The sequence below is a fragment of the Chordicoccus furentiruminis genome, from assembly GCF_019355395.1.
Taxonomy (GTDB): domain Bacteria; phylum Bacillota; class Clostridia; order Lachnospirales; family Lachnospiraceae; genus Chordicoccus; species Chordicoccus furentiruminis.
This window is the reverse complement of sequence record NZ_CP048829.1, coordinates 566,453-592,721: the sequence shown is the minus strand read 5'-3', so window position 1 is coordinate 592,721 and position 26,269 is coordinate 566,453. Positions and strand designations below refer to the sequence as shown.

The 26,269-nt window shown below is 44.0% G+C and carries 24 protein-coding genes; all 24 read left to right on the top strand.

Annotated features, from left to right (window positions below; all coding sequences use genetic code 11):
- Window positions 1-7: 7 nt before the first annotated feature.
- The 24 genes from trpS to G4C92_RS02725 all read left to right on the top strand — a co-directional run bounded on the left by trpS (window position 8) and on the right by G4C92_RS02725 (window position 26,238).
- Window positions 8-1,069, top strand: a complete 1,062-nt coding sequence (gene trpS, locus G4C92_RS02840; RefSeq protein ID WP_274941092.1) for a tryptophan--tRNA ligase — start codon at window positions 8-10, stop codon at window positions 1,067-1,069.
- A gap of 284 nt (window positions 1,070-1,353) precedes the next feature.
- On the top strand, window positions 1,354-2,688 hold the full coding sequence (locus G4C92_RS02835) for a sugar transferase (RefSeq protein ID WP_274941091.1): 1,335 nt from the start codon (window positions 1,354-1,356) through the stop codon (window positions 2,686-2,688).
- A gap of 78 nt (window positions 2,689-2,766) precedes the next feature.
- Entirely contained in the window at window positions 2,767-4,710 is a 1,944-nt protein-coding gene (locus tag G4C92_RS02830; protein ID WP_274941090.1) for a polysaccharide biosynthesis protein, read from the top strand.
- Between the two features lie 530 nt (window positions 4,711-5,240).
- Window positions 5,241-6,539 carry a DegT/DnrJ/EryC1/StrS family aminotransferase gene (locus G4C92_RS02825; protein WP_274941089.1) on the top strand — a complete coding sequence of 433 codons (1,299 nt, stop codon included), beginning with the start codon at window positions 5,241-5,243 and terminating at the stop codon, window positions 6,537-6,539.
- A gap of 168 nt (window positions 6,540-6,707) precedes the next feature.
- On the top strand, window positions 6,708-7,241 hold the full coding sequence (locus G4C92_RS02820; RefSeq protein WP_274941088.1) for a VanZ family protein: 534 nt from the start codon (window positions 6,708-6,710) through the stop codon (window positions 7,239-7,241).
- Window positions 7,231-7,437, top strand: a complete 207-nt coding sequence (locus tag G4C92_RS02815) for a hypothetical protein (protein WP_274941087.1) — start codon at window positions 7,231-7,233, stop codon at window positions 7,435-7,437. Before G4C92_RS02820 ends, G4C92_RS02815 begins: the two co-directional genes overlap by 11 nt.
- A 3-nt stretch (window positions 7,438-7,440) precedes the next feature.
- On the top strand, window positions 7,441-8,133 hold the full coding sequence (locus tag G4C92_RS02810) for a sugar transferase (RefSeq protein ID WP_274941086.1): 693 nt from the start codon (window positions 7,441-7,443) through the stop codon (window positions 8,131-8,133).
- Between the two features lie 56 nt (window positions 8,134-8,189).
- Window positions 8,190-9,191 carry an NAD-dependent epimerase/dehydratase family protein gene (locus G4C92_RS02805; protein ID WP_274941085.1) on the top strand — a complete coding sequence of 334 codons (1,002 nt, stop codon included), beginning with the start codon at window positions 8,190-8,192 and terminating at the stop codon, window positions 9,189-9,191.
- Between the two features lie 4 nt (window positions 9,192-9,195).
- The gene (locus G4C92_RS02800) at window positions 9,196-10,200 is read left to right on the top strand and encodes an aspartate aminotransferase family protein (protein WP_274941084.1); all 1,005 of its coding nucleotides are present in this window, start codon (window positions 9,196-9,198) and stop codon (window positions 10,198-10,200) included.
- On the top strand, window positions 10,200-11,237 hold the full coding sequence (locus G4C92_RS02795; protein ID WP_274941083.1) for a GNAT family N-acetyltransferase: 1,038 nt from the start codon (window positions 10,200-10,202) through the stop codon (window positions 11,235-11,237). Before G4C92_RS02800 ends, G4C92_RS02795 begins: the two co-directional genes overlap by 1 nt.
- Before the next feature lie 4 nt (window positions 11,238-11,241).
- Entirely contained in the window at window positions 11,242-12,450 is a 1,209-nt protein-coding gene (locus G4C92_RS02790; protein ID WP_274941082.1) for a glycosyltransferase family 4 protein, read from the top strand.
- Window position 12,451: 1 nt separating this feature from the next.
- Window positions 12,452-13,588 (top strand): glycosyltransferase, encoded by a 1,137-nt coding sequence (locus tag G4C92_RS02785; RefSeq protein ID WP_274941081.1) that lies wholly within the window; start codon window positions 12,452-12,454, stop codon window positions 13,586-13,588.
- A complete protein-coding gene (locus tag G4C92_RS02780) occupies window positions 13,585-15,003 on the top strand; it encodes a hypothetical protein (protein WP_274941080.1) in 1,419 nt (472 codons plus the stop codon). Before G4C92_RS02785 ends, G4C92_RS02780 begins: the two co-directional genes overlap by 4 nt.
- Window positions 15,004-15,030: 27 nt before the next feature.
- Complete coding sequence (locus tag G4C92_RS02775; protein WP_274941079.1) at window positions 15,031-16,035, top strand: glycosyltransferase family 4 protein; 1,005 nt, start codon at window positions 15,031-15,033, stop codon at window positions 16,033-16,035.
- The gene (locus G4C92_RS02770) at window positions 16,032-17,099 is read left to right on the top strand and encodes a glycosyltransferase (RefSeq protein ID WP_274941078.1); all 1,068 of its coding nucleotides are present in this window, start codon (window positions 16,032-16,034) and stop codon (window positions 17,097-17,099) included. The genes G4C92_RS02775 and G4C92_RS02770 overlap by 4 nt, the downstream gene beginning before the upstream one ends.
- On the top strand, window positions 17,096-18,550 hold the full coding sequence (locus tag G4C92_RS02765) for a flippase (protein WP_274941077.1): 1,455 nt from the start codon (window positions 17,096-17,098) through the stop codon (window positions 18,548-18,550). Before G4C92_RS02770 ends, G4C92_RS02765 begins: the two co-directional genes overlap by 4 nt.
- A 34-nt stretch (window positions 18,551-18,584) precedes the next feature.
- A complete protein-coding gene (gene gmd / locus G4C92_RS02760) occupies window positions 18,585-19,616 on the top strand; it encodes a GDP-mannose 4,6-dehydratase (protein ID WP_274941076.1) in 1,032 nt (343 codons plus the stop codon).
- Window positions 19,617-20,528, top strand: a complete 912-nt coding sequence (locus tag G4C92_RS02755) for a GDP-mannose 4,6-dehydratase (protein ID WP_274941075.1) — start codon at window positions 19,617-19,619, stop codon at window positions 20,526-20,528.
- A gap of 16 nt (window positions 20,529-20,544) precedes the next feature.
- A complete protein-coding gene (locus tag G4C92_RS02750; RefSeq protein WP_274941074.1) occupies window positions 20,545-21,858 on the top strand; it encodes a sugar phosphate nucleotidyltransferase in 1,314 nt (437 codons plus the stop codon).
- Window positions 21,855-22,841 (top strand): type I phosphomannose isomerase catalytic subunit, encoded by a 987-nt coding sequence (locus G4C92_RS02745; protein ID WP_274941073.1) that lies wholly within the window; start codon window positions 21,855-21,857, stop codon window positions 22,839-22,841. Before G4C92_RS02750 ends, G4C92_RS02745 begins: the two co-directional genes overlap by 4 nt.
- A 40-nt stretch (window positions 22,842-22,881) precedes the next feature.
- Window positions 22,882-23,418, top strand: coding sequence for an NUDIX hydrolase (locus G4C92_RS02740; RefSeq protein ID WP_274941072.1), 537 nt, complete (start codon window positions 22,882-22,884; stop codon window positions 23,416-23,418).
- Window positions 23,419-23,420: 2 nt separating this feature from the next.
- Window positions 23,421-25,088, top strand: coding sequence for a phospho-sugar mutase (locus G4C92_RS02735; protein ID WP_274941071.1), 1,668 nt, complete (start codon window positions 23,421-23,423; stop codon window positions 25,086-25,088).
- Window positions 25,085-25,219 (top strand): hypothetical protein, encoded by a 135-nt coding sequence (locus G4C92_RS02730; protein ID WP_274941070.1) that lies wholly within the window; start codon window positions 25,085-25,087, stop codon window positions 25,217-25,219. Before G4C92_RS02735 ends, G4C92_RS02730 begins: the two co-directional genes overlap by 4 nt.
- 98 nt (window positions 25,220-25,317) lie before the next feature.
- Window positions 25,318-26,238, top strand: a complete 921-nt coding sequence (locus tag G4C92_RS02725) for an abortive infection family protein (protein WP_274941069.1) — start codon at window positions 25,318-25,320, stop codon at window positions 26,236-26,238.
- Window positions 26,239-26,269: the final 31 nt, after the last annotated feature.

Here is a 26,269-nt window from a genome sequence, read left to right as displayed (position 1 = left end):
GCTGAAAATGAGACAGATCATCCTGACAGGTGACCGGCCGACCGGCCGCCTGCATGTAGGCCATTACGTCGGGTCACTGAAAGAACGGGTTATCCTTCAGAACTCCGGAAAATACGACGAGATCAACATCATGATCGCGGACGCCCAGGCGCTCACCGACAACGCCGAGCATCCGGAGAAAGTCCGTCAGAACATCCTTCAGGTCGCGCTGGATTACCTCGCGGTCGGCATCGACCCGGAAAAATCCTGCATCTTCATCCAGTCCATGGTGCCGGAGCTGACCGAGCTGACCTTCTACTACATGAACCTCGTCACCGTGTCCCGCGTCCAGCGCAATCCGACCGTCAAGGCGGAGATCAGGCAGCGGAACTTCGAGGCCAGCATCCCGGTAGGCTTCTTCTGCTACCCGATCAGCCAGGCGGCAGACATCACGGCCTTTGGAGCGACCGCTGTGCCGGTCGGCGAGGACCAGAAGCCGATGCTCGAGCAGTGCCGCGAGATCGTCCGTAAATTCAACGAAGTCTACGGCGAGACGCTGGTGGAGCCGGAGATCGTGCTGCCCTCCAACAGCGCCTGTCTCCGTCTCCCGGGGATCGACGGTAAGGCCAAGATGAGCAAATCCCTCGGCAACTGCATCTATCTCTCGGACGACGAGGAAACCGTCCGGAAGAAGATCATGTCTATGTACACCGACCCGACTCATCTGAAGAAGAGCGATCCGGGCCATGTGGAAGGCAATCCGGTCTTCACCTACCTCGACGCCTTCTGCCGGGACGAGCAGTTCGCCGAGTACCTGCCGGACTACGCGAACCTCGACGAGCTGAAAGAACATTATCAGCGCGGCGGACTCGGCGACGTCACCGTGAAGAAATTCCTGAACAGCGTGATGCAGGAAGAGCTTCGCCCGATCCGGGAGCGCCGTGCGTACTGGGAGCAGCGGAAACCCGAAGTGCTCGAGATCCTGAAAGAAGGCAGCGCCAAAGCCGAGCGCCGCGCCGCTGCGACACTCGCACGGGTCCGCCACGCGATGATGATCGACTATTTCGACGGAGACGCGCTCCTTCACTGAGCCATGCGGTCCGGCGGAAGCGCAGCTCAAGACGGATTTCGTTGACACGATTGCAATTGTCAGAAAAGAATTGTATAATAATCCGGGTTCCGCCAGAACGGGATCCGGATTTTTGTCTGCTCAAATGATCCGAAATGCGCGGCAGCGAGGCTGCCTTGAACGGTCCTTCGGATCAGTCTGCTGACATCTGAAAAGATTTCAATGTGAGAGATGAGGGGATTACATTGAATGACAATCGTTTGAAAACAGAAAAACAGAGCCTCCTGCAGAGAATCCGGATCCGGATGGTCAAACTGCTGGACGTTCTGCTTGTGACAGGTGCCTTTGCCTTCACATGGCACTTCTACTATCAGGGCGCGATGACGTTCCCGTTTTTCGAGAAGGGAAACTGGGTGGTTGTCGGCCTTTTCTTCGTTCTCTATTATCGGGTGGCGCACCTTTATCACGGATTCCTGATTCACATCGAACGAATCACCGAGCTGATTTACAGTCAGTCGCTGGCTGCCCTGATCACGGACGGCCTTCTCTGGATCGTGATCTGCCTGATCAACCGCAGGATGATCACACTGCTTCCTCTGCTTCTGACCCTCTGTGTGCAGGTCATCCTCCTCTCAGTCTGGTCCGTCTGGGCGCATCGCTGGTACTTCAGCCATTTTCCCGCGAAGAAAACAGCCGTGATCTACGATGAGCGTCCGAATGTTGATCGTCTGATCCACACTGGCGGCCTTGACGGACATTTTGAAGTGGTGCGGGTACTTTCGATCGAAGAGTTCAGAAAACGCAGCCCAGAGGATGTCCTGAACGGGATTGAGATCGTCTTCCTCGGGGATCTCCACAGCCACGACCGGAACCAGATCATCAAATACTGTGTCGAGTATAACATTGCCGCCTACGTTCTTCCGCGGGTCGGCGATGTCATCATGAGCGGCGCGATGCCGCTTCATCTTCTCCGCCTCCCGATGATGATGGTCGAGCGCTACAACCCGACGCCGGAATATCTCTTCTTTAAGAGACTCTTCGATATCCTCCTCTCGGCGATCGCCATCGCGATTCTCTGGCCGCTGATGCTGGTCCTCGCGATCATCATCAAGGCGACCGACGGAGGAACTGTCCTTTACCGGCAGACCCGGCTCACCAAAAACGGAAAACCGTTCCGCCTGCTGAAGTTTCGCAGCATGCGGATGGACGCGGAGAAGGACGGCGTTGCCCGCCTTTCCACCGGAGACAGCGATCCCCGCGTCACGAAGATCGGGCGCTTCATGCGCCGGTGCCGTCTCGATGAGCTGCCTCAGCTCTTCAACATCCTTCGAGGCGATGTTGCGATCGTCGGACCGCGTCCGGAACGCCCGGAGATCTCCGCCGGATACGCGAAGATACTCCCGTCCTGGAATCTCCGGCTGCAGTGCAAGTGTGGCCTCACCGGCTACGCTCAGGTATACGGACAGTACAACACCACGCCCTACGACAAGCTTCTGATGGACCTGATGTACATCGCTCATCCGAGCCTTGCGCAGGACCTTCGGATCATCTTTGCGACGGTCAAAACCCTGTTTGTGAAGGAGTGCACTATCCATAAAAACACATTGGCCTTTCTTTGTATTTCTTTCTCAGAGAATTAGCAGAGTCGATAAAAAATCGAAAGACTAGCATGATCCAGATCACTGCGATATAAACCATTATTCGATGAGGGAGAGAAGATGTCATTAAATGTTGAAAACAACAACATAGAAGAAAACAGACTTCAAAAAGATCGGCGCTACAAGATGCGGGTATTGCTTGTGCTTTTTGCCGATATTATATCCGTATTTATTTCTTATTTTTTTGCACTGTGGTTGCGGTTTGATTTTCTCTTTTCGCAGATACCGCAAAATTACATTCTGCATCTGTTACTTCTGTTGCCGGTCATATGCGTGACAATGCTTGTTATATACTGGGCATGTCATCTGTATCAGAGCATATGGAGATATGCAAGTATATCGGAAGCCTATCATATTATCATAGCTTATCTGATTCTGGCGGCTGCCCTGCTTATTGAACATTCAGTATCTTTGCATTTTCATGTAGAGATTCCACGCAGTGTTGCAGTGATGGGATACATCATTTCACTCATATTCTGTGTTGCTATCCGCTTCGGATACCGAATGGTTCGCTATGTGACAGCAAGGAGAAAAATTGCACAACAGGATGAGAATAAGAAGAGAGTAATGATCGTAGGCGCTGGACAGGCGGCCAAAGAACTGATCAATGACTTTCGTTTTGGTGTACGTGATAATTATCAAATTTTAACAATTATTGACGACAATCCGATGAAACACGGACGGTATCTGGAGGGATACAGGATCGAGGGAAACCGTTACGACATTCCTGGGCTGGTAAAAAAATATAGGATTGATATTATTATTTTTTCTATTCCCAGTGCTTCAAATGAAGATCGAATTAATATACTGAATATCTGCCAGAATACCGGATGCAAGCTCAAAATAGTTCCAGGAATTTATCAGATTGTTAATGGTGATGTACAGGTTTCAAAACTTCGTGATGTTCAGATCGAGGATCTGCTTGGCAGAGACGAGGTCAAGATCAATCTCACCGAGATCAAGAAGACGATCGAGGGAAAGGTGGTTATGGTAACCGGAGGCGGCGGATCTATCGGATCCGAGCTCTGCCGGCAGATTGCATCAGCAAACCCGAAGCAGCTGATTATCTTCGACATCTATGAAAACAACGCCTACGCCATTCAGCAGGAGCTGATTCGAAAATATGGTGACCGTTTGAATCTGGTCACGCTGATCGGTTCCGTCCGTAATACATCCCGGATCAATAGTGTTCTCGAGACTTATCATCCGGAAATGATCTATCATGCGGCTGCACACAAGCATGTGCCACTGATGGAGAACAGTCCCTGTGAGGCTGTAAAGAACAATGTCATGGGTACCTACAAACTGGCAAAGGCAGCAGCAGAACACGGTGTGAAGAGATTTCTTCTGATCTCTACAGACAAAGCTGTCAATCCGACATCTCTCATGGGCGCGACTAAGCGAATGTGCGAGATGATTATTCAGATGATGGACCGCAAATATCCCGGGACCACCTTCATGGCTGTGCGATTCGGAAATGTCCTCGGGTCTAACGGATCGGTGATTCCGCTCTTCAAGGAACAGATCGCAAAAGGAGGCCCGGTCACTGTCACGGACAAAAACATCATCCGATACTTCATGACGATTCCCGAAGCGGTATCCCTTGTGCTTGAGGCTTCCATTTATGCAAAGGGCGGGGAAATCTTCGTACTCGATATGGGAAAACCGGTACGAATTGACGATATGGCCAGAAAACTCATCCGACTGTCCGGATTCCAGCCGGATGTAGATATCAAGATCGTGTACACTGGCCTCCGGCCCGGAGAAAAGCTCTATGAGGAGCTTCTCATGGACGAGGAGGGAATGAAGGATACCCCGAACAAGCTGATTCATATCGGGCATCCAATAGAAATGGATGACGAGCTGTTTCTACAGCAGATCCACAGATTGGATCAGATAAGTAAACAAGAAGTAGAGCCGATGGAGATGAAGAGAGTGGTATCAGAGGTTGTCACAACCTATAAACCGGATTTGGATCATGTGGATCAGGCGCAGGGTGCGTAGGGATTATTAGAGAATATTGATTTATCTTTATTGAGATAGCCTGCAAATATGTGACTGACGTAGATATAACTAATGAAAAAGTACAGATGTAGGGGAGTTTGCGATCCGATAGGCGACACAAAAGAAAGAAGAGCATTATGAAAGATATTTCTGATATCAAACCATTTGAAAATAAAGTATGGGGATAGTGAAATAATAGGGACAACCAAGGAAGAACCTTGATTTTTCAAGGGTTTCCGGGGCTTTTGTCCTTTCCAGAAATTGAATTTTTCTCCTGAGATGGTAAAAGTCCTGGATACCAAGAGGTCACAATGGCTTCCTGGGTACTCATGGATTGACCCACAATTCAGAGTAAAAATTCAATAGGGAGGAAAGACATAGCTCATTGGTTTTCGAGAGAAGACAATGGGCTAATTGTCGTTAATAAGATAAGAATCTGGATGTGGACACAACATAACATAAATCTGCAAAATAAGCAAGCGAATAAATGGATATTATACTTCTATAATTCGCAGAACAGGAGCAATAAAATGGCTTTTAAAGAATCTTCGGACATCAAACCTTTCCCCTCACGCCTGTGGCTCAGTTCACCGACAATGAGCGGGTTGGAAAAGATCTATATGTTGGAGGCTTATGAGACTAACTGGATGAGCACCGTTGGTAAGAATATCAATGAGATTGAGACACAACTGGCTGAGTATATTGGAGTAAAATATGCGGTTGCACTTAGTTCTGGTACAGCTTCTCTCCATCTGGCAACAAAGCTTGCCGGGGAGCAGATATATGGTCAGGCAAGACCGAATGAGGGCACACTTCGTGGACATAAGGTTTTTGCGAGTGACGTAACATTTGATGCATCCATAAATCCTATTGCCTATGAGGATGGAGAAGCTGTTTTTATTGATACAGAGTATGATACCTGGAATATGGATCCTGCTGCTTTGGAGAAAGCATTTGAGATTTACCCTGAAGTAAAGATTGTAGTTATCGCTCATCTTTATGGAACTCCCGGAAAAGTAGAAGAAATAAGGAAGATATGTGATGCCCATGGCGCTCTAATTGTAGAGGACGCTGCCGAGAGTCTGGGCGCAAAATATCTATTCAATGGTGAGTGGAAAGAGACAGGGGCTCTTGGCAATTATAATTGCATTTCTTTTAATGGGAACAAGATCATCACAGGTTCCTCTGGCGGAATGTTCCTGACAAATTCAAAAGAAGATGCAGAAAAAGTGAAGAAGTGGAGCACACAGTCTCGTGAGGATGCTCCCTGGTACCAGCATGAGGAGATCGGATACAATTACCGCATGAGTAATGTGATAGCCGGTGTAGTGCGCGGTCAGATTCCAAGTCTCCAGAAGCATATTGCTCAGAAAAGGGCAATCTATGAGCGGTACAAAGAGGGACTGAAAGATCTTCCGGTGAAGATGAATCCGTTTGATGTCGAAAAATCTCTGCCGAACTATTGGCTTAGCTGCCTGATCATTGATGAAGGTGCAATATGCAAGCAGGTAAGGGATGATAGCAAAGCGCTCTATACTCCCGAAGCGGGGAAGTCCTGTCCGACAGAAATACTTGAAACGCTGATGAAATATAATGCGGAAGGCCGTCCAATCTGGAAGCCCATGCATATGCAACCGATCTACAGGACGAACCCATTCGTCACAGTTGAGGGCAACGGCCGGGGCCGCACAAATGCTTACATAAAAGGCTCTGGAATCGATGTAGGAGCCGATATTTTCAGGCGTGGGCTCTGTTTACCGAGCGATAACAAGATGACGCCGGAGCAGCAGGATAGGATTATTGAGATTATTCATAGGTGCTTCCTGTAAAAATGGGAACATCGACCGGGCATGACTGAGAGCGTAGATAGGACGATTAAACATCTGCTGAACATCAATCAGGGATGAGGATTCGCATCTGCTGGATATGTATGAGACAGTTAGATATGTATCTGCTCCATATGACTGAGGGCGTAGATAGGCATATGCTCCATATGATTGAGGTGTTCAAATAAAGCGGCGGAGGAAAAAGCTATCGATTATGTATTCAAATTATTGGACATTCCCTGGTGGTATTACGCAATAGCGGCTTTCCTCGGTGTAGCTGGCTGGCAATTGTGGAAGAAGCTGAGCCTGGGGTTGTTGATGGGATATGCATTCCTGATCCTCGCCGAAACTGTATTGATCAGGAAGCCATTTCAGGGAGAACACATAAAGCTCGAACTCTTCTGGTCCTGGAGAATGTGGGCCGTGCAAAAGGAACAGATCCTGGCCAATGTGATCATGTTCCTGCCGGTTGGTGTGTTGGTTGGCTGGATCTGGCGCTGGAGAGGGCTGTGGGTTGCTGCTGGGCTGAGTGTGGGAATTGAGATTCTGCAGTTAATCACAGCTCGCGGTCTGTGTGAGTTTGATGATGTATTCCACAACATGATCGGTGCGGTTATCGGAGTGGGGATTGTGATGGTCTTGAATAGGATGAGAGCTAAAAGCAATAAAAGGTGTTATAGAGGACATAATTGTGTTGGACTATGAAAGAAAACTGCAGATATGGGACATAACAATCACTATTGTTTTGTTCATTATAGGATGCGTAGCTGGAAAGCTCATGACGATTTATGCATCCGATACATGGTTTTCCTTCAATGGTCCAGCGATTGGTATTCTTTTCATTGGAGAGCTCATCTGGTGGCGTGTCAGGAAACGATTGATAAAGAAATGGAAGGGTTGAATTGTGTACAAACACTTTATTAAACGAGTGATAGATATTGTCCTATCAGGACTGGCATTGATTATTCTGTCACCAATTCTGCTCATTGTGGCAATCTTGGTTCGAGTTAAACTTGGTTCTCCAGTGATTTTCAAGCAGGAACGTCCAGGCTATAAAGGTAAGATTTTCAAAATGTTCAAGTTCCGCACCATGCTTGATCCCCAGACACGAGATGGCAGGAAGCTCACAGATAAAGAGAGGCTTGAGTGCATCGAAAAGGGCATTGATATCCTGACTGATGAGGAGCGACTCCCTAAGCTCGGTAGAATTCTCCGCGCAGCCAGCCTGGACGAATTGCCTGAACTCTGGAACATCTTCATAGGAGATATGAGTATTGTGGGGCCAAGACCACTCGCCACAATTTATCTCCCTTATTACACGAAAGAAGAGATGCGTCGGCATGATGTTCGGCCAGGTTTGACCGGATGGGCTCAAGTACACGGTCGAAACTCAGCATCGTGGAAGAAGCGTTTTGAGTACGATCTTTATTATGTCGATCACTGTTCTTTCATTTTGGATGTGAAGACTATCTTCCAGACAGTAGCAGTAGTTTTTAAGCATGAAGACATTGGTCAAGGCGCTGAGAGGCCTGTTGCATTTAACATTGAACGACAAAAAGAATGGGACGAAACGGGAATTAGCGGACCCGTCAGGTGAGTCCAACTGATGAGGATAAAAAAGTGGACGAGAAATTATACGAGGAGAAAAGCAATATGAAAAAAGTGATTATCTTTGGCGCAACCGGTAATGTAGGCTCCTATGTTACCAAATACGCATCGGAATTTCTTCCTGAAAAGGGATTCGAGGTCGTAGCGACTGGACGTCGGAATACCGATGTGTTCGATCAGTTCGGTGTAAAGTTTGTCCAGGTGGACATGCTGAATAAGGCAGACTTTGAGAAACTGCCGCAGGAAGATGTGTATGCTGTAATCCTTCTGGCTGCTACGATTCCTTCCTATATGGATGACTACAGCGGTGAGAAGTATCTTCAGACCAACATCATGGGCACCTACAATGTATTGGAATACTGCCGTAAGGTTAAGGCTGACCGTGTGCTCTTTAGCCAGACAGTCTTTGATATCAGCCTGTATTCCCTTGAAGATCCGACTCGCGTGCTCGATCCGCATCTGCCACCCTACTTCGATTACAGTGGTGACCATGCGATGTATGTTATCTCCAAGAACACTGCTATCGAGATGCTGAAGCACTATTTGAAGGAATATGGTCTGAAGTACTTTATCTTCCGTTTCCCGACTATTTATGAATACAGTACATTCCAGTACTATTACCCGAATGGCGTGAAGACGATGCGCCCGCTGTACAAGCAGATTAATCGAGCCAAAAACAGTGAACCGTTGGAACTCTGGGGCGATCCGAACTATGCGAAGGATATGGTTCATGTATACGACTGTGCCCAAATGCTCTGTAAAGCGATTCTCTTCAATGGCAAGGATCATGAGATTTACAACGTGGGAACTGGAATTCCGGTGACCCTTCAGGAACAGTGCCAGGCAATTATTGACGTGTTCTCTCCGAAGGACAACCCGTCCACAATCGAGTATCATCCCGGCAAGAGTGGCGGTGGATTCCTGATGGATATCACAAACGCAAAGGAAGACCTTGGATACGAGCCGGTTATGACTGTTCATAAGCTGTTTGAGGATTACAAATACGAGGCGCAGTTTGACCGCTTCAAGAGCCTGAGAGGGGTGTAAGAAAATGAAGAGAGAAATCGGTAGTGAATTCTGGGATGTTCCCACGATAGATCAGCAGAACAAACTGTTCCCGGAATTCGCACAGTGGTTTCTCTCTGGTAGAAGTGCTCTACAGGCAATAATCACAGATCTGGGAGAGGTGAGGAGCGTATCCTTGCCCTCCTGGTGCTGTGACAGTATGATAAAGCCCTTTGCTGATGCGGAATTGGAGATACACTTTTATCCTGTTTATTGGAGCGAAGGACGACTTATCCAAGAGTGGTTATTTGACTGTGACGTCCTATTTCTTATTGATTATTTCGGATATACAGGAGCCATTCCTGACCTGAGTGGATTTAAAGGCACGGTCATTCGTGATGTGACCCATTCTATTTTCTCTACGACATATTCCGATGCAGATTATTACTTTGGCTCTCTTCGCAAGTGGTGCGGAGTCTGGACAGGCGGATATGCGTGGGCGAAAGATGGACATAGGCTTGAGACTATGGAGCAGAATGATCAGGGATACACAGAATTACGCATGAGAGCGATGGCTGAAAAGGCTGAGTATATAAGTGGTGGAAGAGAAGAGAAGGGCTATCTGAGAATATTTGAAGAAGCTGAGGAAACATTGGAGCATGTTGGGATAGTCCGGGCAGCTGATAGAGATATTGGATTAGCACAGCGTTTGGATGTGAAGGGAATAAGAAAAAGAAGAAGAGTCAACGCGGAAGTGCTGAGAAAAGCATTCCCTGACTGGCTTATCTTCCCTCATCTCTCATCCGTAGACACCCCAATGTTTGTTCCTATTTCAGTACCGGATGGAAAGCGAGATATTCTGCGACGTCATCTCATTAAAAATGAAATCTATTGTCCTGTACACTGGCCTGTGAGCGAATACCACAAGCTGGATGAGAGAACTGCACATATATACCAGAACGAGTTAAGTCTTGTTTGTGATCAGAGATACACAGAGGAAGATATGTATCGAATGGTGGAGACGATAAAAGCATTTTGGAAGGAGGCATAATGGTGCTCAAAGTATATACCTTAGAGCAATCTGAACAGTGGGATGCCATTGTGCGTTCCTTTAAGGAATATGATGTTTATTGGCTTAGTGGATATGTAAAAGCTTTTCAGCTTCATGGAGACGGTGAACCTCTTCTGTTCTTTTATGAAGAATATGGTACACGCGGAATCAACGTGGTAATGAAGCGTGATGTGGCGAAAGATGAGCGCTTTAAAGGAAAAATCGAAGAAGGGCAGTACTTCGATTTTGCAACACCCTATGGCTATGGTGGCTGGATTATAGAAGGCGAAAATACAGAGCGATTATTTGAAGAGTATGAGAGATGGATTGAAAAGAACGGCATTATTAGCGAGTTTGTCAGGTTCCATCCAATGGTAAAAAACCATGATGCATCTCGACCTTTCTATGAGGTGATCCAGCTAGGTGAAGTTGTTCATATGGAGCTTAGTTCCCCTGAGGACATCTGGAATAACATCATTAGCAAAAACCGGAACATGATCCGGAAGGCTATTAAGAATGGCATTGTTATATACAACGGAAGGTTCCCGGAAATCTACGAGAAGTTCCGTACTATCTATAACGGCACCATGGATAAAGATGATGCAGAAGAGTACTACTACTTTGGGCCGGAGTTTTATCAGTCTGTTCTAGCGGACCTCCCACAGAATGCACAGGTTTTCTGGGCAGAGAAGGAAGGCCAGGTCATAGCAGCTAGCATAATGCTCGCTACGAACGGAAGAATGAATTATCACCTTTCCGGATCTCTTCGCGAGTTTAGCTCCTTGGCCCCTACCAATCTTCTGCTATTCCAGGCAGCACTCTGGGGATGTGCTAATGGATACAAGACGCTTTATCTTGGCGGTGGTGTTGGGTCCGGCGAGGACAGCCTTTTTAAGTTTAAGAGAGCGTTTTACAAGGGTGATCTAAATCATTTTTATATAGGGAAACGGATCTACGACCAAGAACAATATGATGAATTGCTCGGATTAAGAACCGAGATTGATAATCCGGGATACTTCCCGAAGTATAGAGGTTAATGAGATGAATATTCTCTTTTTGAGTTTAGGACGATACTGGTCTATTAATGAGAGTGAAGGGTATACAGATCTCTTGAGGGAATTTATCCGTCACGGAGATAAAATATATATTCTTTCTCCTACCGAAAGGCGGGAAGGAAAGGAAACTCAGCTTATAGAGGAAGAAAACTCTGTAATTCTCAAAGTCAAAACAGGGAACATTCAAAAGACTAACTTTATTGAAAAAGGCATTAGTACAGTGATGATTGAATCGCAGTTTCTAAAAGCGATTAAGAAATACTTTTCTGATGTGAAATTTGACCTCGTTCTTTATCCGACACCACCCATCACATTTGTGAAAGTCGTTGAATATGTCAAGAAGCATGATAGAGCCAAGACTTATTTGCTTCTGAAAGACATTTTCCCACAGAACGCTGTGGATATCGGAATAATGAGTACAACAGGTATTAAAGGGCTTCTTTATAAATATTTCAGAAGGAAAGAGAAAAAGCTATATCAGATATCGGATACAATTGGATGTATGTCACCTGCTAACGTCCAGTATGTTCTTGACCACAATCATGAAGTGGAAAAGTCAAAAGTTGAAGTATGCCCAAATGTTATTGAGATAGTGGATAAGAGCATAGATGGAAAGACTAGAGAAAAGATAAGAAACAAATATGGCATCCCTATCGATAAGAAAGTATTCGTTTATGGCGGTAACCTTGGTCGTCCGCAGGGGATAGACTTCTTGATTGAGTGCATTAAAAGTCAAAAGGATAATAAAAATGCTTTCTTTTTTATCGTTGGTGACGGGACGGATTATGGAAAACTAGAAGAATTCTATAATAGTAGTCCTCAGGATAACTTCAAATTCATGAAACGACTTCCGAAGGAAGATTACGATACTGTTGTTGCGGCAAGTGATGTTGGCTTAATCTTCCTTGATAATAGATTTACGATTCCAAATTTCCCGAGTCGTTTACTGGGCTATATGCAAGCGAAGCTTCCAGTATTAGCTTGCACGGATCCCAATACAGATATCGGGAAAGTTATTGTAGATGGCGGATTCGGTTGGTGGTGTGAGAGCAATAATATAGAGGCTTTTGGACAATTAGTCACCGTAGCGATAAACGCGGATACTAGTAGACTTGGGGAAATTGGATACGAGTACCTACAGGACAATTATACTGTTGAGCGCGGCTATGAGATTATTCAAAGAAGGTTGAAGTGAGATGAAGATTCTGATTGTTATGGGAGGTTTCTTTCCGGGGAAAAAATATGGAGGGCCACCTGTTAGTATAGACAATTTTTGCTCTTTAATGAAAGAGCATGAATGTTTTATTGTCACTCGAGAACATGACCTTTTTGAAACTAAGCGATTCGAAAGCATCCGCGAAGGATGGAATGATCGTGGAAATTGTAAGGTTCTTTATGTTCCTGATTCGGAGTATAACAAGACTACGTTTGAAAGAGTTATTTCGGAAAAGAAACCAGATATCCTTTATCTTCAAGGCTTTTTCCAGCCGTGTGTACTGCCGTGCCTTCAACTCGCTAAAAAACATAGTCTTCCTGTCCTCTTGGCTCCACGTGGTGAATTGTGTGCGGGGGCTTTCAATCTGAAGAAATGGAAGAAGTTACCATATTTAGAGATGGTTAGAGCCGTTGGACTCGCTAAGAATATTCACTGGCAATCGACAAGCGGAGAAGAGACAGAGGCAATAAAACAGCTTATGAAAGTTGCTGATGACCGTATTCATCGCTTAGACAATATTCCATCAATATCAAAGCAAGAGTATCCAAGAAGAGAGAAGATTGCAGGAAAAGGACGCTTTGTATTCCTCTCACGTATTCATCCGAAGAAGAATCTATTGTATGCCATCTCACTTTTCAAGGAGATAAAAGGAAAAGTAGAATTTGATATCTATGGGCCGATTGAAGATGAAGATTACTGGAAGCAGTGTCAAGATGAGATGAAGAAGCTGCCTGAGAATGTGAAAGTGAATTATATAGGATTGGTTGGACATGACCAGGTGCATGAGGTGTTTAGCCAGTATGATGCCTTCATGTTTCCGACACTTAGCGAAAATTATGGACACGTGATCGCTGAGAGTTTGATAGTGGGAACACCTGTAATTATCAGTGATCAAACGCCGTGGAGAGGGCTAGAAGAAGCTGGAGCAGGATGGGACATTGCGTTAGATGATAGAGACAAATATGTAGAAGCAATAAATAAGATAATTCAAAAAAATCAATCAGAAAATGATAACTCAATTGCAAAAATTAAAAAATATGTAGAGGCTAGACTTAAGAAAGATGAACTCTACGAGAAGTATATGAGAGCAATATATGCGGTAGGGATGGATAAATGAAAAAACAAGAGACTGCCGTCCAACTAACACTTTCAATGCTATATCTATTTTTAAATACTATTTCTACTATAAAAAATTCCGAAAGCGTTGGAATGTTGTTCGCTCACTTAATAATGACGATCGCGTTCTTTATTTCGGTTAGATATATTTATGATAGATCTCAAAGCTTATTTTCTATCAATAATTTAATATTTTTAATAATGATTGGAGTGGGTTTTTTCTCTAGGTATTATTTGGTCAATCTCTTTCCTGGATTACTGATGGATTTTGCGCCAATTCCATTACAGAATAATGAAGTTTTTCATATAAAGACATCGTTAGCTACGCTGATAATGGTGATTTCCTTTGCCTGCGCATATAATATAAAGTTTTTTTTCGGAAATAGTAGAACCTATCAAAGCGACGGGGAAAGTGATCTGGGTAAATCCTATGATTTTCATGATGCAATTAACTCATATAAAGCGGTACTATTATTTGGAATATGCTTATTAATAGGATATGGGTATAGATTTAACAATATAAGAAGCTCAACCTTTTTGAACTTTGGCACTTATGATGCATTATTCGGTATTTTTACAACAATGGCTAAAGGACTAGCCTATGCATTTTTAGTCGAATTCAACCGGAAAAGAAATATTAAGAATCTTCTGTTGTATAGTGCATATATTGTTCCAACAATTATACTTGCTTTTTTACAGGCATGGAAAGGGGCTATCTTATACGAAGCACTGATTGTTTGCATCATATTTAGCGAAGGCATAAGAAAACTAAAGAAAAGATATATTGTTTTGTTAATTCTAGTTGCAATAGTTGTATTTCCTGCGATTAGTATGATAAGGGATAATGCTAAGTACGCAACAACATATTCGATTAATTTGTCTTCTGTAATTGCGTACAATAGAAACAATAATATCCTCGAGTATTATAGCAATCGCTTGCAATATTATGATGAAGCTTATTATGTAGTAAATACTGAAATAGCTGACATCATTGCATATAGAACTGAAGCGAAGGGCATGATTGCTAGATTTCTTGCAGGGATAGTGCCACGAGCGTTGTGGCCTAATAAACCGATAGTGAATAATGGAAGTTATGTTACATATACATTACTGCATTATCCTGCAGTTCAGTATAATAATTTGAGTATTGGTTTTTTGGGGGATGCGTTTGCAAGTTATGGTTACCTGGGCGTTTTAATATTAAGCTTTTTATACGCTAAAGGTATTAAAAAGCTTGAAAGTATTCGCGTCGAGAATAAATACTTGTATTCACAATTACTATACTTAACAATTGGATATGCTTTGTTCTCGTATATCGAGGGTGATATTGTCACCAAAACAATCAGCGTTGTTCAGACAATCATTGCATTACTTTTGATCAAATTAGCTTTAGGCATAAGAAAGAAATCAAAGTAATTAGAAACAAAACAAAAGGGCTGTGCTATGAATATTATATATCTGTTCAGAAGTCAGGAACAAAAACTATATAGTGTTGAAAGAGTGTTCCATTCCATCATCCCACAAATAGCAAAGAGGGCAGATGTTGAGGAACAGTACATGCCAAGATATAGAGCACGTCCTGACTCCATTCTTGAGAATTTGAGATTTGCAAAGAGACTTAATGGAGATGTAATTCACATTACGGGGGATGTGTATTATGCCGCCTTAAGTACGCCTAGTGACAAGACTATTGTTACAGTTCTTGACATGGTTTCGCTCGAAAACAGTAGCGGATTTAAAAGGGCGATAATTAAACTGTTATGGTATAGGTATCCATTAAAAAAGTGCAAATATATAACTTGCATTTCGGAAAAGACAAAACAGGAGCTGTTGGGTGCTTTCCCAAATCTTGCAAACAAAACATTTGTAGTTGAATGCCCTGTAAGCGATGAATATGTTTTTTTACCTAGAAAATTCAATAAGGACCATCCAGTAATTTTGCAGATTGGAACAAAAGATAATAAGAATCTTATTCGTCTTGCAGAGGCAGTGGACGGGATAGATTGTGAATTAATAATTGTGGGAAAGTTAAAAGATGAACAGATTCAGGCATTGGAGCAGCATTCTGTAGAGTATACCAATGTTTATCACATAACTGACGCGGAAATGGTGGAGCTGTATCGTAACTGTGATATGCTAGCTTTTGTGTCTACATATGAGGGCTTCGGAGTTCCAATTATTGAGGCTCAAGCCACCGGTCGCCCAGTGATCACAAGTAACATCGAACCTATGGTTAGTGTCGCTGGTGATGGAGCAGTGTTAGTGAATCCCTTAGATGTTTCAGATATTAGACGAGGTATTCTACGCATTATCAACGATAATGAATACAGAGAAGGAATAGTAAACGCAGGTAAGCAAAATGCTTTGAGATTTTCAACAGAAGCAATTGCAAAAAAATATTATAAACTATACGAAAAAGTTATTCAGTCGGAGGGTTCCAAGGTATGAGGCCAATAATAATATCAGGTGCCGAATTATGTGTAGATAAAATAAGTGGCATTCAAAGATATATGGTTGAAAGCCTAAGAAACATTGATTTATGCCTTCAAGACAATCCACAAGTGTTCGAGGTAAGATTATGCTATCCAGAAGGCAGACAACTGCTTATAGATGATTTTAAAGCAATAAAGATGATTCCACTTCGATATAATGGAAAAGGTTGGAACACTAAAGTTATGAAGCATTATGTCGACAATGAACATGGTATCTTTTGCGGATTCTCTAATAATATTACGCTATGCAAGGACAGCATCATTCTTCTTCATGATATTAGACGTTTAGAGACTTTTGCGTATGATTCTTTTAAGGCGTGTATGAATTATAGGATTACATGCGGGTTGATTTCACTTTTTGCGAAAACGATAGTGACAGTTTCAGAATATCAACAAAGGGCCATTTGCTCAAAACTTCATAAACCGCAGAAATCAGTAGAAGTTTTCTATGCGGGCTATGAACATATTGAACGCGTAGACTGCGACGTTTCAGTGTTTGATACTTTTCCGCTTATCGAAAAAGATAACTATTATTATTCTCTCGGGAGCATTGCGAAACATAAAAATTATAATTGGATTTTGGAAGTTGCAAAAAGAAACCCTGATAAACAATTCGTTGTTGCTGGAAGTCAATTAAAGGAAAAATGGGGAACCTCTGCTGACGATTTTAAACATGTAAACATAATTTATGTTGGGTATGTGACTGACGAACAGAACAAAGCACTTTTAAAGGAATGCAAGGCATTCTTACAACCTTCATTCTATGAAGGATTTGGTCTTCCGCCTTTAGAAGCACTGGTTCTCGGAAAGCCTATTATGGTATCCTCTGCCACATGCTTGCCGGAAATATATGAAGGAATAGCGACTATTTTTGATCCCAATGATTACTCTATAGACTTGAATGACATACACATTCCAACATTTGATGAGATATCGAAAATGAAAAACAGGTACAGTTGGAAGAGAGTTGCCGCTGATTGGGTTGAACTGTTTAGAAAGAGTTGTGAGGTTGAAGCATGAGCGAGAGACGCCCCGCATCAGTCAAAACAAACTTTATATACAATCTGCTCAGCAATTTGATCACGATTCTTGCGCCCCTTATAACAACACCGTATATTTCAAGGGTATTGGGCGTAGATGGCGTTGGAACATACAGCTTCACTTATTCCAACGTCACATATTTCGTTCTTCTTGCAACTTTAGGAACTACGACGTTTGCTCAAAGGGAAATTGCTTCACAAAGAAACAATTCATATAGAGTCAGTCAAATCTTTTGGGAAGTCATTGTATTTAGAATAGCACTGTCCGTGTTCTCTATTGGGATATATCTTGCGGTATTTCAAAGGACTGGAACAAACTCATTGATCCTGGCACAAAGCGTCAACATTGTTTGTGTAATGTTTGACATTACATGGCTTTTTCAAGGGCTGCAGGAGTTTAAGAAAACCGCTCTCCGGAGCATAACTATCAAGCTTATATTTGTCCTTTTTACGTTTGTTTTTATAAAGAAACCGGAAGACTTAACACTATATGCTATTGGTTATGCATTAATACAAGTGATAGCTAATGCCAGTCTGTGGTTGTATCTTCCAAAGTACTTGGAGAAGTGCAGGATATCAATCAAAGGGATAGTTTCAAATATATGGCCATCGTTCCTTTTATTTATCCCAACTGTTGCTACGCAAATATACACAGTTCTGGATAAGTCGATGATAGGCTTTATGACTGAAACAAGCACACAAAATGGTCTTTATGAACAAGCAGAGAAAATCGTGAGAATGGGTCTAACTGTCTACACAGCTTATGGCGCAGTCGTTGCACCCAAAATCGCCACCTTAAAGTCTGAACGGCAAGATGTTGAAATTAAAAATCAGCTAAAAACTAGCATCCGTGTAATGTGGTTGATTGTCCTTCCAATGACTGCCGGTGTAATTGCTATATCTAAGAGTTTTGTTCCTTGGTTTTATGGGGAAGGATATGAGGGGGTTGCGCCCCTATTAAGGATTTTTTCTTTGTTGTTCATTGCTGTTGGCCTTAGTAATGTATTGGCAGTTCAATACCTTGTTCCGGTAAAAAAACAGAATATATTTACGCTGTCTGTTGTGTCGGGAGCAATTATTAATTTTTTGATGAACTATTTTATGATACAAAAATATTATGCGATAGGTGCTGCAATTTCTTCTGTGATAGCAGAAACGATTATAACATCAATTCAAATGTATTATGTTATATCAAAAGAACGATTATTCACGATTAAAGAGATATTTAAACCAGCTTTACCGTACTTTGTCTATTCTCTCGTGATGTTGGGTGTTACATTGACAATCTCGCATTTTATGCCTGCCACTGTCGTTGCTTCAGTTTTAATCGTTATAGTTGGAGTATGCATATATTTAGGACTTCTTATCTTTAATAAAGATAGTGTTGCAATGGGCTTTGTTAATACCTTTATTGGCAAGGTCAAAAGGTAGAAAGCAAGTACTACATATGAATAGGAGAGTAATCATGAAAAGAGCATTGATAACTGGGATTACCGGACAGGATGGATCCTATCTTGCAGAACTACTGCTGGACAAAGGCTATGAAGTACACGGAATCGTGCGTAGAGCGTCTGTATCAACGACGGCTCGTATTGATCATATCCTAGACAAACTGATCATTCACGAGGGCGACCTCTCTGATTCCTCCAGCATCATGCGCATTGTGCTGAAGGTTCAGCCGGACGAGATATATAATCTTGCGGCGCAGAGCCATGTACAGGTGAGCTTCGATGCGGCGGAGTACACCGGAGATGTTGATGCACTTGGCGTCCTTCGTATTCTTGAGGCTGTACATACTGCTGGCTTGGATAAGACATGTCGGATATACCAGGCAAGTACAAGTGAACTGTATGGCAAGGTAGAGGAAGTGCCTCAGAACGAGAATACTCCTTTTCACCCTTATTCCCCCTATGCTATTGCAAAGCAATATGGATACTGGATGATCAAGGAATATCGTGAAGCTTATGGCATGTTCGCATGTAATGGAATCCTCTTCAACCATGAATCTGAACGGCGTGGAGATAATTTCGTAACGAGGAAGATTACGCTTGCTGCGGGACGTATTGCTTGTGGCCTGCAGGACCATTTAGAACTTGGAAATCTTGATTCTCTCCGGGATTGGGGTTATGCCAAGGACTATGTTGAATGTATGTGGCTGATTCTTCAGCAGGATGAGCCGGATGATTGTGTAATCGCTACAGGCGTACAGCATACTGTTCGTGAGTTCACAACACTTGCATTTGCCAATGATGGCATTGAGCTTGAGTGGAAGGGTGAAGGCATGGATGAGAAGGGATATGACAAGAAAACCGGGAAGATGGTGGTTTGCGTCAATCCGAAGTGGTATCGTCCTACTGACGTTGTAAACCTTTGGGGGGATCCTACCAAAGCGAGAACAAAGCTGGGTTGGAATCCCCAGAAGACAAGTTATGAAGAACTGTGTAGAATTATGGCTGAGCATGATCTTCAGCTGGCTAAGAAAGAAGCAGGTATGTGAATGAAAGCCTTAATTACTGGAAGCAAGGGCTTTATAGGCTCTCATCTCAGCGCCGAGCTTGAAGCAAATGGATACGAATTAATTAAGTGTGACATTGCCGAAGGCGACGGTATCGTTGCCATGAACATTATGGATCAGGCTATGGTTCAACGTGTTCTGGAGAAGTACCAACCGGATGTGCTGATTAATATGGCGGGACAGGCTAATGTCGGTTTGTCCTGGATTAAACCACAGTTTACTGTTGAACTTAACACAATAGGCCTGATCAATATCCTGGAATCTGCAAGAACAGTGGATCCTAAAATGCGCGTGATTGCAGTAGGAAGCTCTGATGAATACGGAAACTTAAGAGAGATTGGCGCCAATGTAACAGAGGACATCCCTGTGAAACCAATCACTCCTTATGCCATTTCAAAGCAGGCACAAGAACTCTTCGCACAACTCTATGTAAATTCATATGGTATGGATATCTGCATGGTCCGGTTGTTCAATCTTGGCGGTGCAGGTCAGATGAAGGGCTATATGATTGCTGATTTTGCTTCTGGCGTTGCTGATGTAGAAGCAGGGAAGAGTACACAGATGTCAGTAGGAAATCTCACTAGTGCTCGAGATTTTACTCATGTCAAGGATGCCTGTAGAGCGGTGAGACTGATAGCTGAAAAGGGACATAAAGGAGAAGTTTATAACATCTGCTCTGGTGTCACTCATACAGCCCAGGAAGTTTTAGATAAGCTGATAGGGATGGCAAAGGTTGACGTGAAGGTTGTGCAGGATCCGGCAAGAATGCGGCCAAGTGACACACCTGTTGTTTGTGGAAATCACGATAAGCTGACAGAACATACAGGTTGGAAGCCTGAAATGGGCTTAGATAAAATACTACAAGATGCATTGAACTATTGGAGAAATATATAAGCCGAAGGGAGCTATCATGAATATCATTCTGTTATCGGGAGGTTCAGGAAAACGTCTTTGGCCTCTATCAAACGAAGTGAGGTCGAAACAATTTTTGAAAATCTATAAACTTGAAGATGGCTCTTACGAATCCATGGTTCAAAGAGTGTATCGCCAAATCAAATCAGTTGATTCTGATGCAAAGATTACCATCGCAACTTCAAAATCTCAGGTATCATCAATTCTTAATCAGCTTGGGGGTCAGGTTGGTCTTTCAGTAGAACCTAGTAGGCGGGATACCTTTCCTGCAATTGCATTAGCTGTCGCATATATGCATGATGTGCTGGGAGTAGACTCTGAGGATTCGGTCTCTGTATGTCCAGCGGATCACTATGTTGAACCTGAGTACTATAGAGTTGCTGAAAGATTAGGTCAACAAGCACTAAAGGGGGAAGCAGATCTCGTTCTTATGGGTATCCAACCGACCTATCCTAGTGACAAATATGGGTATATTATCCCCTGTGGAACCGAAGAAGTGGATTGGGTTGAGCAGTTTAAGGAGAAACCTGACGAAGAGACAGCTAAAGGCTATATAGCGAGAGGCGCTCTTTGGAATGCTGGTGTTTTTGCATTTAAGTTAAAATATGTCCTCAATACTGCTGAAAGGTTGTTTGGGACAAGTGGATACTCTGAACTACTCAAAAGGTATAATGAGCTGACAAAGATTAGTTTCGACTATGCTGTTGTAGAGAAAACAGAAAAAATTCAGGTGATCAGATATTCAGGGGAATGGCGCGATATTGGTTCATGGTCAATGTTATCACAGACGATGACAGACGAGACGGTCGGAAAAGTTATAACTGATGAGAATTGTGAGAACTCTCATGTGATTAATGACTTGGACATTCCAATTCTTTGTATGGGATTAAAAGACATAACTGTAGCTGCAAGCCCAGATGGGATTCTTATTGCAGATAATCAAGGTGCTGACCAGATAAAAAGTTATGTTGAGAAAATCGACCAAGGTGTAATGTATGCTGAAAAGTCATGGGGTGTATTTCACGTCTTAGATGTTGGAACTGATAGCTTAACAATTAAAGTAACTATGAAGGCGAATGATCATATGAACTACCATTCGCATGATCATCGTGATGAAGTTTGGACGGTTGTCTCAGGACAAGGGAAAACTATTGTAGATGGTATGGAGCAACCAATTGGACCAGGAGATGTTATTACAATTCAAGCTGGCTGCAAACATACGGTTTTTTCTATTACAGATTTAGTCCTTATTGAAGTCCAGTTGGGAGAAAACATAAGCGCTAGCGACAAACACAAGTATGAGATGCCATGAATAGAATTCCCTTTATGCTGTCTCCCGCCTCAAAAAACTACCTTTGGGGCGGAAGTCGTCTAAATGATGATTTTAATTTTGGCCTTCCGGTATACCCCCTCGCGGAGGCTTGGGTGTGTTCAACACATCCGGACGGGGAGAGTTACGCCGATAGCGAAAAATTGAGTGAAGCGCTGAAGGCATATCCCGAGTATCTTGGAACTCACGCTCTTCAACTGACGTGTGGAAAGCCGGAACTTCCGATCTTGATAAAATTGATCGATGCGAAGAGGGATCTGTCTGTTCAAGTCCACCCCGATGATGAATACGCGAAAAAGGAGGGCCAGTGGGGCAAGACCGAGATGTGGTATGTCTTGGCTGCAAAACCAGGAGCTGAATTAGTGTATGGGTTTAACCGGGATGTGGATGCGAAGCAGATCAAGGAAGCCGTGGAAAACGGTACAATCGGTTCCCTTCTCAACCACATCCCTGTCCGCAAAGATGATTTGTTCTTCGTGGAACCGGGAACCGTCCACGCTATCGGAGCGGGATGCCTGATTGCGGAAATCCAGCAGTCATCCAACCTGACATACCGACTCTATGATTATGGAAGGGTCGGGAAAGATGGAAAACCGCGAGAACTGCATCTTGAAAAGGCGCTAGATGTGGCTAACCTCAAATCGTCTGCTGCTCCTCGCCAGCCGATGAGAGTGTTGAAGTATAAAAACGGCTGTGCGAGTGAGTTGCTTACCCGCTGCAAATATTTTCAGGTGGAAAGACTGCTGTTGAATACAGAAGGGCGTAAACTGGCCGAGTTCCAGACTGGAAAGAATAGTTTCCATGCTCTGCTTTGTACTGATGGTTGCGGGAATATTTCTGGAGACGGCACTGATGGGGAAAACTTTAATCTGAACTTCTTCAAAGGAGATTGCGTATTTGTTCCGGCTGAAAGTATCCCACTTAAGCTGCATGGCCGCGCACAGATTCTTAATGTAAGTTGCTGAGGCAAATCTCATCCGACAAGGGATAAAACAAGAAGAGAATATGAGCTGGAAAACAATATCCACCCAAATACTGGTAGAGGACTACCACGTCACGGTGAAAAAGAATAAGGTGGAGCTACCAGGTGGCACTGTAATTAATGATTTCTATACTGTGACTATACCAGATTCAGTAATGGTGGCGGCAGTTACGCTGGAAAGGCAAATCATCTTGAAATCGGAATTTCGATATGCCTGTGGGATAGATGTCATTGAATGTCCGGCCGGGATGATGGAGAAGGGCGAGGAGCCACTGACGGCCGCAAAGCGTGAACTACTGGAAGAGACGGGGTATACCAGCGAGGACTGGACTTATCTCGGTCCTACCCTTGAATCTACCTCAAAGCTGACCAACACAATGCACCTGTTCTTGGCGAGAAATGCGGTGAGGAGTGGTAAACAGCATCTCGATCCCAATGAGCATATAAACGTTATGAAATGGGATTTGGAAGCTGCTGTTGAAATGGTTATGAATGGAGAAATCAATTCAAACAGCACAGCCCACCTGATTCTGAAGGTGGAACGCACAATGGGAGTTTGACTATGGACTATAAAACAGAGTATGAGCGGTGGCTGGTAAAGGCCACCGATGCTGATATAAAGGCCGAGCTGGAAGACATGAGCGAAGATCAGGTGGAGGACGCCTTCTATCGGGATCTGGCTTTCGGCACGGGCGGTTTGCGTGGTACAATCGGTGCGGGAACCAACCGCATGAATGTGTACGTGGTTGCCAAGGCGAGCCAGGGGCTGGCCAATTATCTGCTCTCCACTACTACTGCACCTTCGGTTGTTATTGGCTATGACAGCCGTATCAAGAGCGATGTCTTCGCTCGTACCGCCGCTGGTGTGTTTGCTGCGAATGGGATTGACGTATGGTTCTGGCCCCAGCTTCTGCCAGTTCCGACAGTTTCTTTTGCTACCCGCCATCTTCATGCCTCCGCCGGTGTTATGATCACGGCCAGCCATAACCCGAGCAAGTACAACGGCTACAAAGTTTACGGCTCGGATGGTTGCCAGATTACCACAGAGGCGGCTTCTTCCATTCTCTCCCGCATTAATGCTCTCGACATCTTTGCCGATGTGAAGTCCGTTGGTTTTGATGAGGCAGTTGCCGAGGGCAAGGTGAAGTATATTGAGGACAGCGTCCTCACCAGCTTTATCGAGGCTGTGAAAAGCCAGAGTGTCCTATATGGGGATGAAGTGAACCGCGATGTGGCGATAGTATATTCACCGCTCAACGGAACCGGCCTTGTGCCTGTCACAAGAGTTCTCCAGGAAACTGGCTTCACAAACATCACTGTTGTAGAAGAGCAGAGAAACCCTGATGGCAATTTCCCAACATGCCCGTATCCGAATCCGGAGATCAGAGAGGCAATGGAGCTTGGCTTAGAGTATTGTGAGCGCACCGGAGCCGACCTGCTACTTGCCACCGATCCTGACTGTGACCGCTGTGGGATTGCAGTGAGGGATGGGGCGGAGTATAAGCTCCTGAGCGGCAACGAAGTCGGCCTGCTGCTCCTGGACTTCATTTGCAGCCAGCGTATTAACCACAATCAGATGCCCGAAGATCCGACCTTTGTTAAGACCATCGTAACGATGGATCTGGCGGAGAAGATCGCCGAGCGTTATGGTGTCAAGATTGTGAACGTCCTGACCGGCTTCAAGTTTATTGGGGAAGTCATCGGCCGCATGGAGGATGAGAGGAACTATATCTGCGGCTTTGAAGAATCCTATGGCTATCTGACCGGCTCCTACGTCCGGGACAAGGATGGCGTAAACGCCGCTTTCATGATCTGCGAGATGTTTGCCTTCTATAAGACGCAGGGCGTGAGCCTTCTGGAGAAGTTGGAAGAGATTTATAGGCAGTACGGCTACTGCCTAAACACACTCCACAGCTACGAATTCCCTGGCTCTGCTGGCATGGAGAAGATGAGCCATATCATGAAGATTTTCCATGAAGGACTGGAGAGCCTGGGAGAGGAACAGGTACTTCGCACTGAGGATTACAGCTTAGGTCTCAACGGGCTCCCCGCCTCTGACGTCCTCAAGTATTTTTATGAAGGAGATGGCGTGACGGGATCCGTGGTCATCCGTCCGTCTGGCACAGAGCCGAAGCTGAAAGCGTATATCAGCGTAACAGCGGCAGACCGAACCGCTGCAGAAGCTGTGGAGGAGCAGATAACAGCAGAGCTGGAGAAGAGGCTGAAATGAACGAAAAAGAAGTTCATATCTGTCCAATTCTGATGCGCACGGTGATCTGGGAAGAAGGAAAATGCACCGAGGATTGTGATGAGGAAGATTGTCCGCTTTCAGCAGCTAAAGTGAATACTGTTAAAACATAGGTACCGCAAATAACAGGAGGCCTCCAACATCCCCACAACTCCGGGAGTGCTGACAACAAGTCTCCCCATGAGAGAATTATCAACATGGAGGAGCAACAATGAGAACCATAATTGAGGATAATAATATGCCAGATAGTGAGTTTAAAGTATTAAAGAGAAAAGAAATATACGCAATCTTGGACGGTGACCACAGAGACCTCGTGAAGAATGTGTATAACGAGTTCAGTTTTGGCCTTCCGTATATGAGTGCTGACAACCTTGCTCAACTATGTGGTGATTTTGACGTCGAAGTACCTGGTGGTAGTAGATGGTGTTATGTTGAAGCCGTGCTTGAGAAAGCTATTGATGAAGGTAGATGTAATGGTCTGTTAAATTTCTTCTTCGATAGAGGCAGATTCACACAGCTGAATTCAATTGATGATATCGATGAGATAGATCGTGTTTACAAAGAGATTTGTCAGTCGGCCATTGATGCTATTAATCATGAGTTAAGGTTGGGCAGCAAACAGCTTCTTCTCTCAGAAGGAAAGTGGCATGTAGTTGATGCGGGACAGAGACCAACAATTGTCACACCTGAAATCGACAAGTTTTCAATTCAATATGTTCAGAGCTTGAGAAACAGATGTGAGGAGAACTACGCATCAGGTAATTACGATAGTGTTGTTACAAAATCCAGAACTATGCTTGAGGAACTGCTGATACATATTCTTGAGGATAATCAGCAGAACATTAATCAGAACGGAGATTTAATTCAGTACTATAATGCTGTGAAGGATTTATACGGTATGCGACAGCAGGGGAATTACGACCAAAGGATTAACTCATTGCTTAATGGACTTGAAAGAATTGTACAATCGATCGCTGAACTCCGAAATACACAGAGTGATGCTCATGGTGCAGGAAGCGGTCGGATAGCCATTAAGGAAAGAGAAGCAAGATTGATAATGAATTCTTCCATGGTACTGTGTGAATACCTGGTTTCTGTACATCAAGAGCATATGCATCCGAGCGCACTGTAAAAAGAGAATAAACGATGCTCAAAAGCTGGAT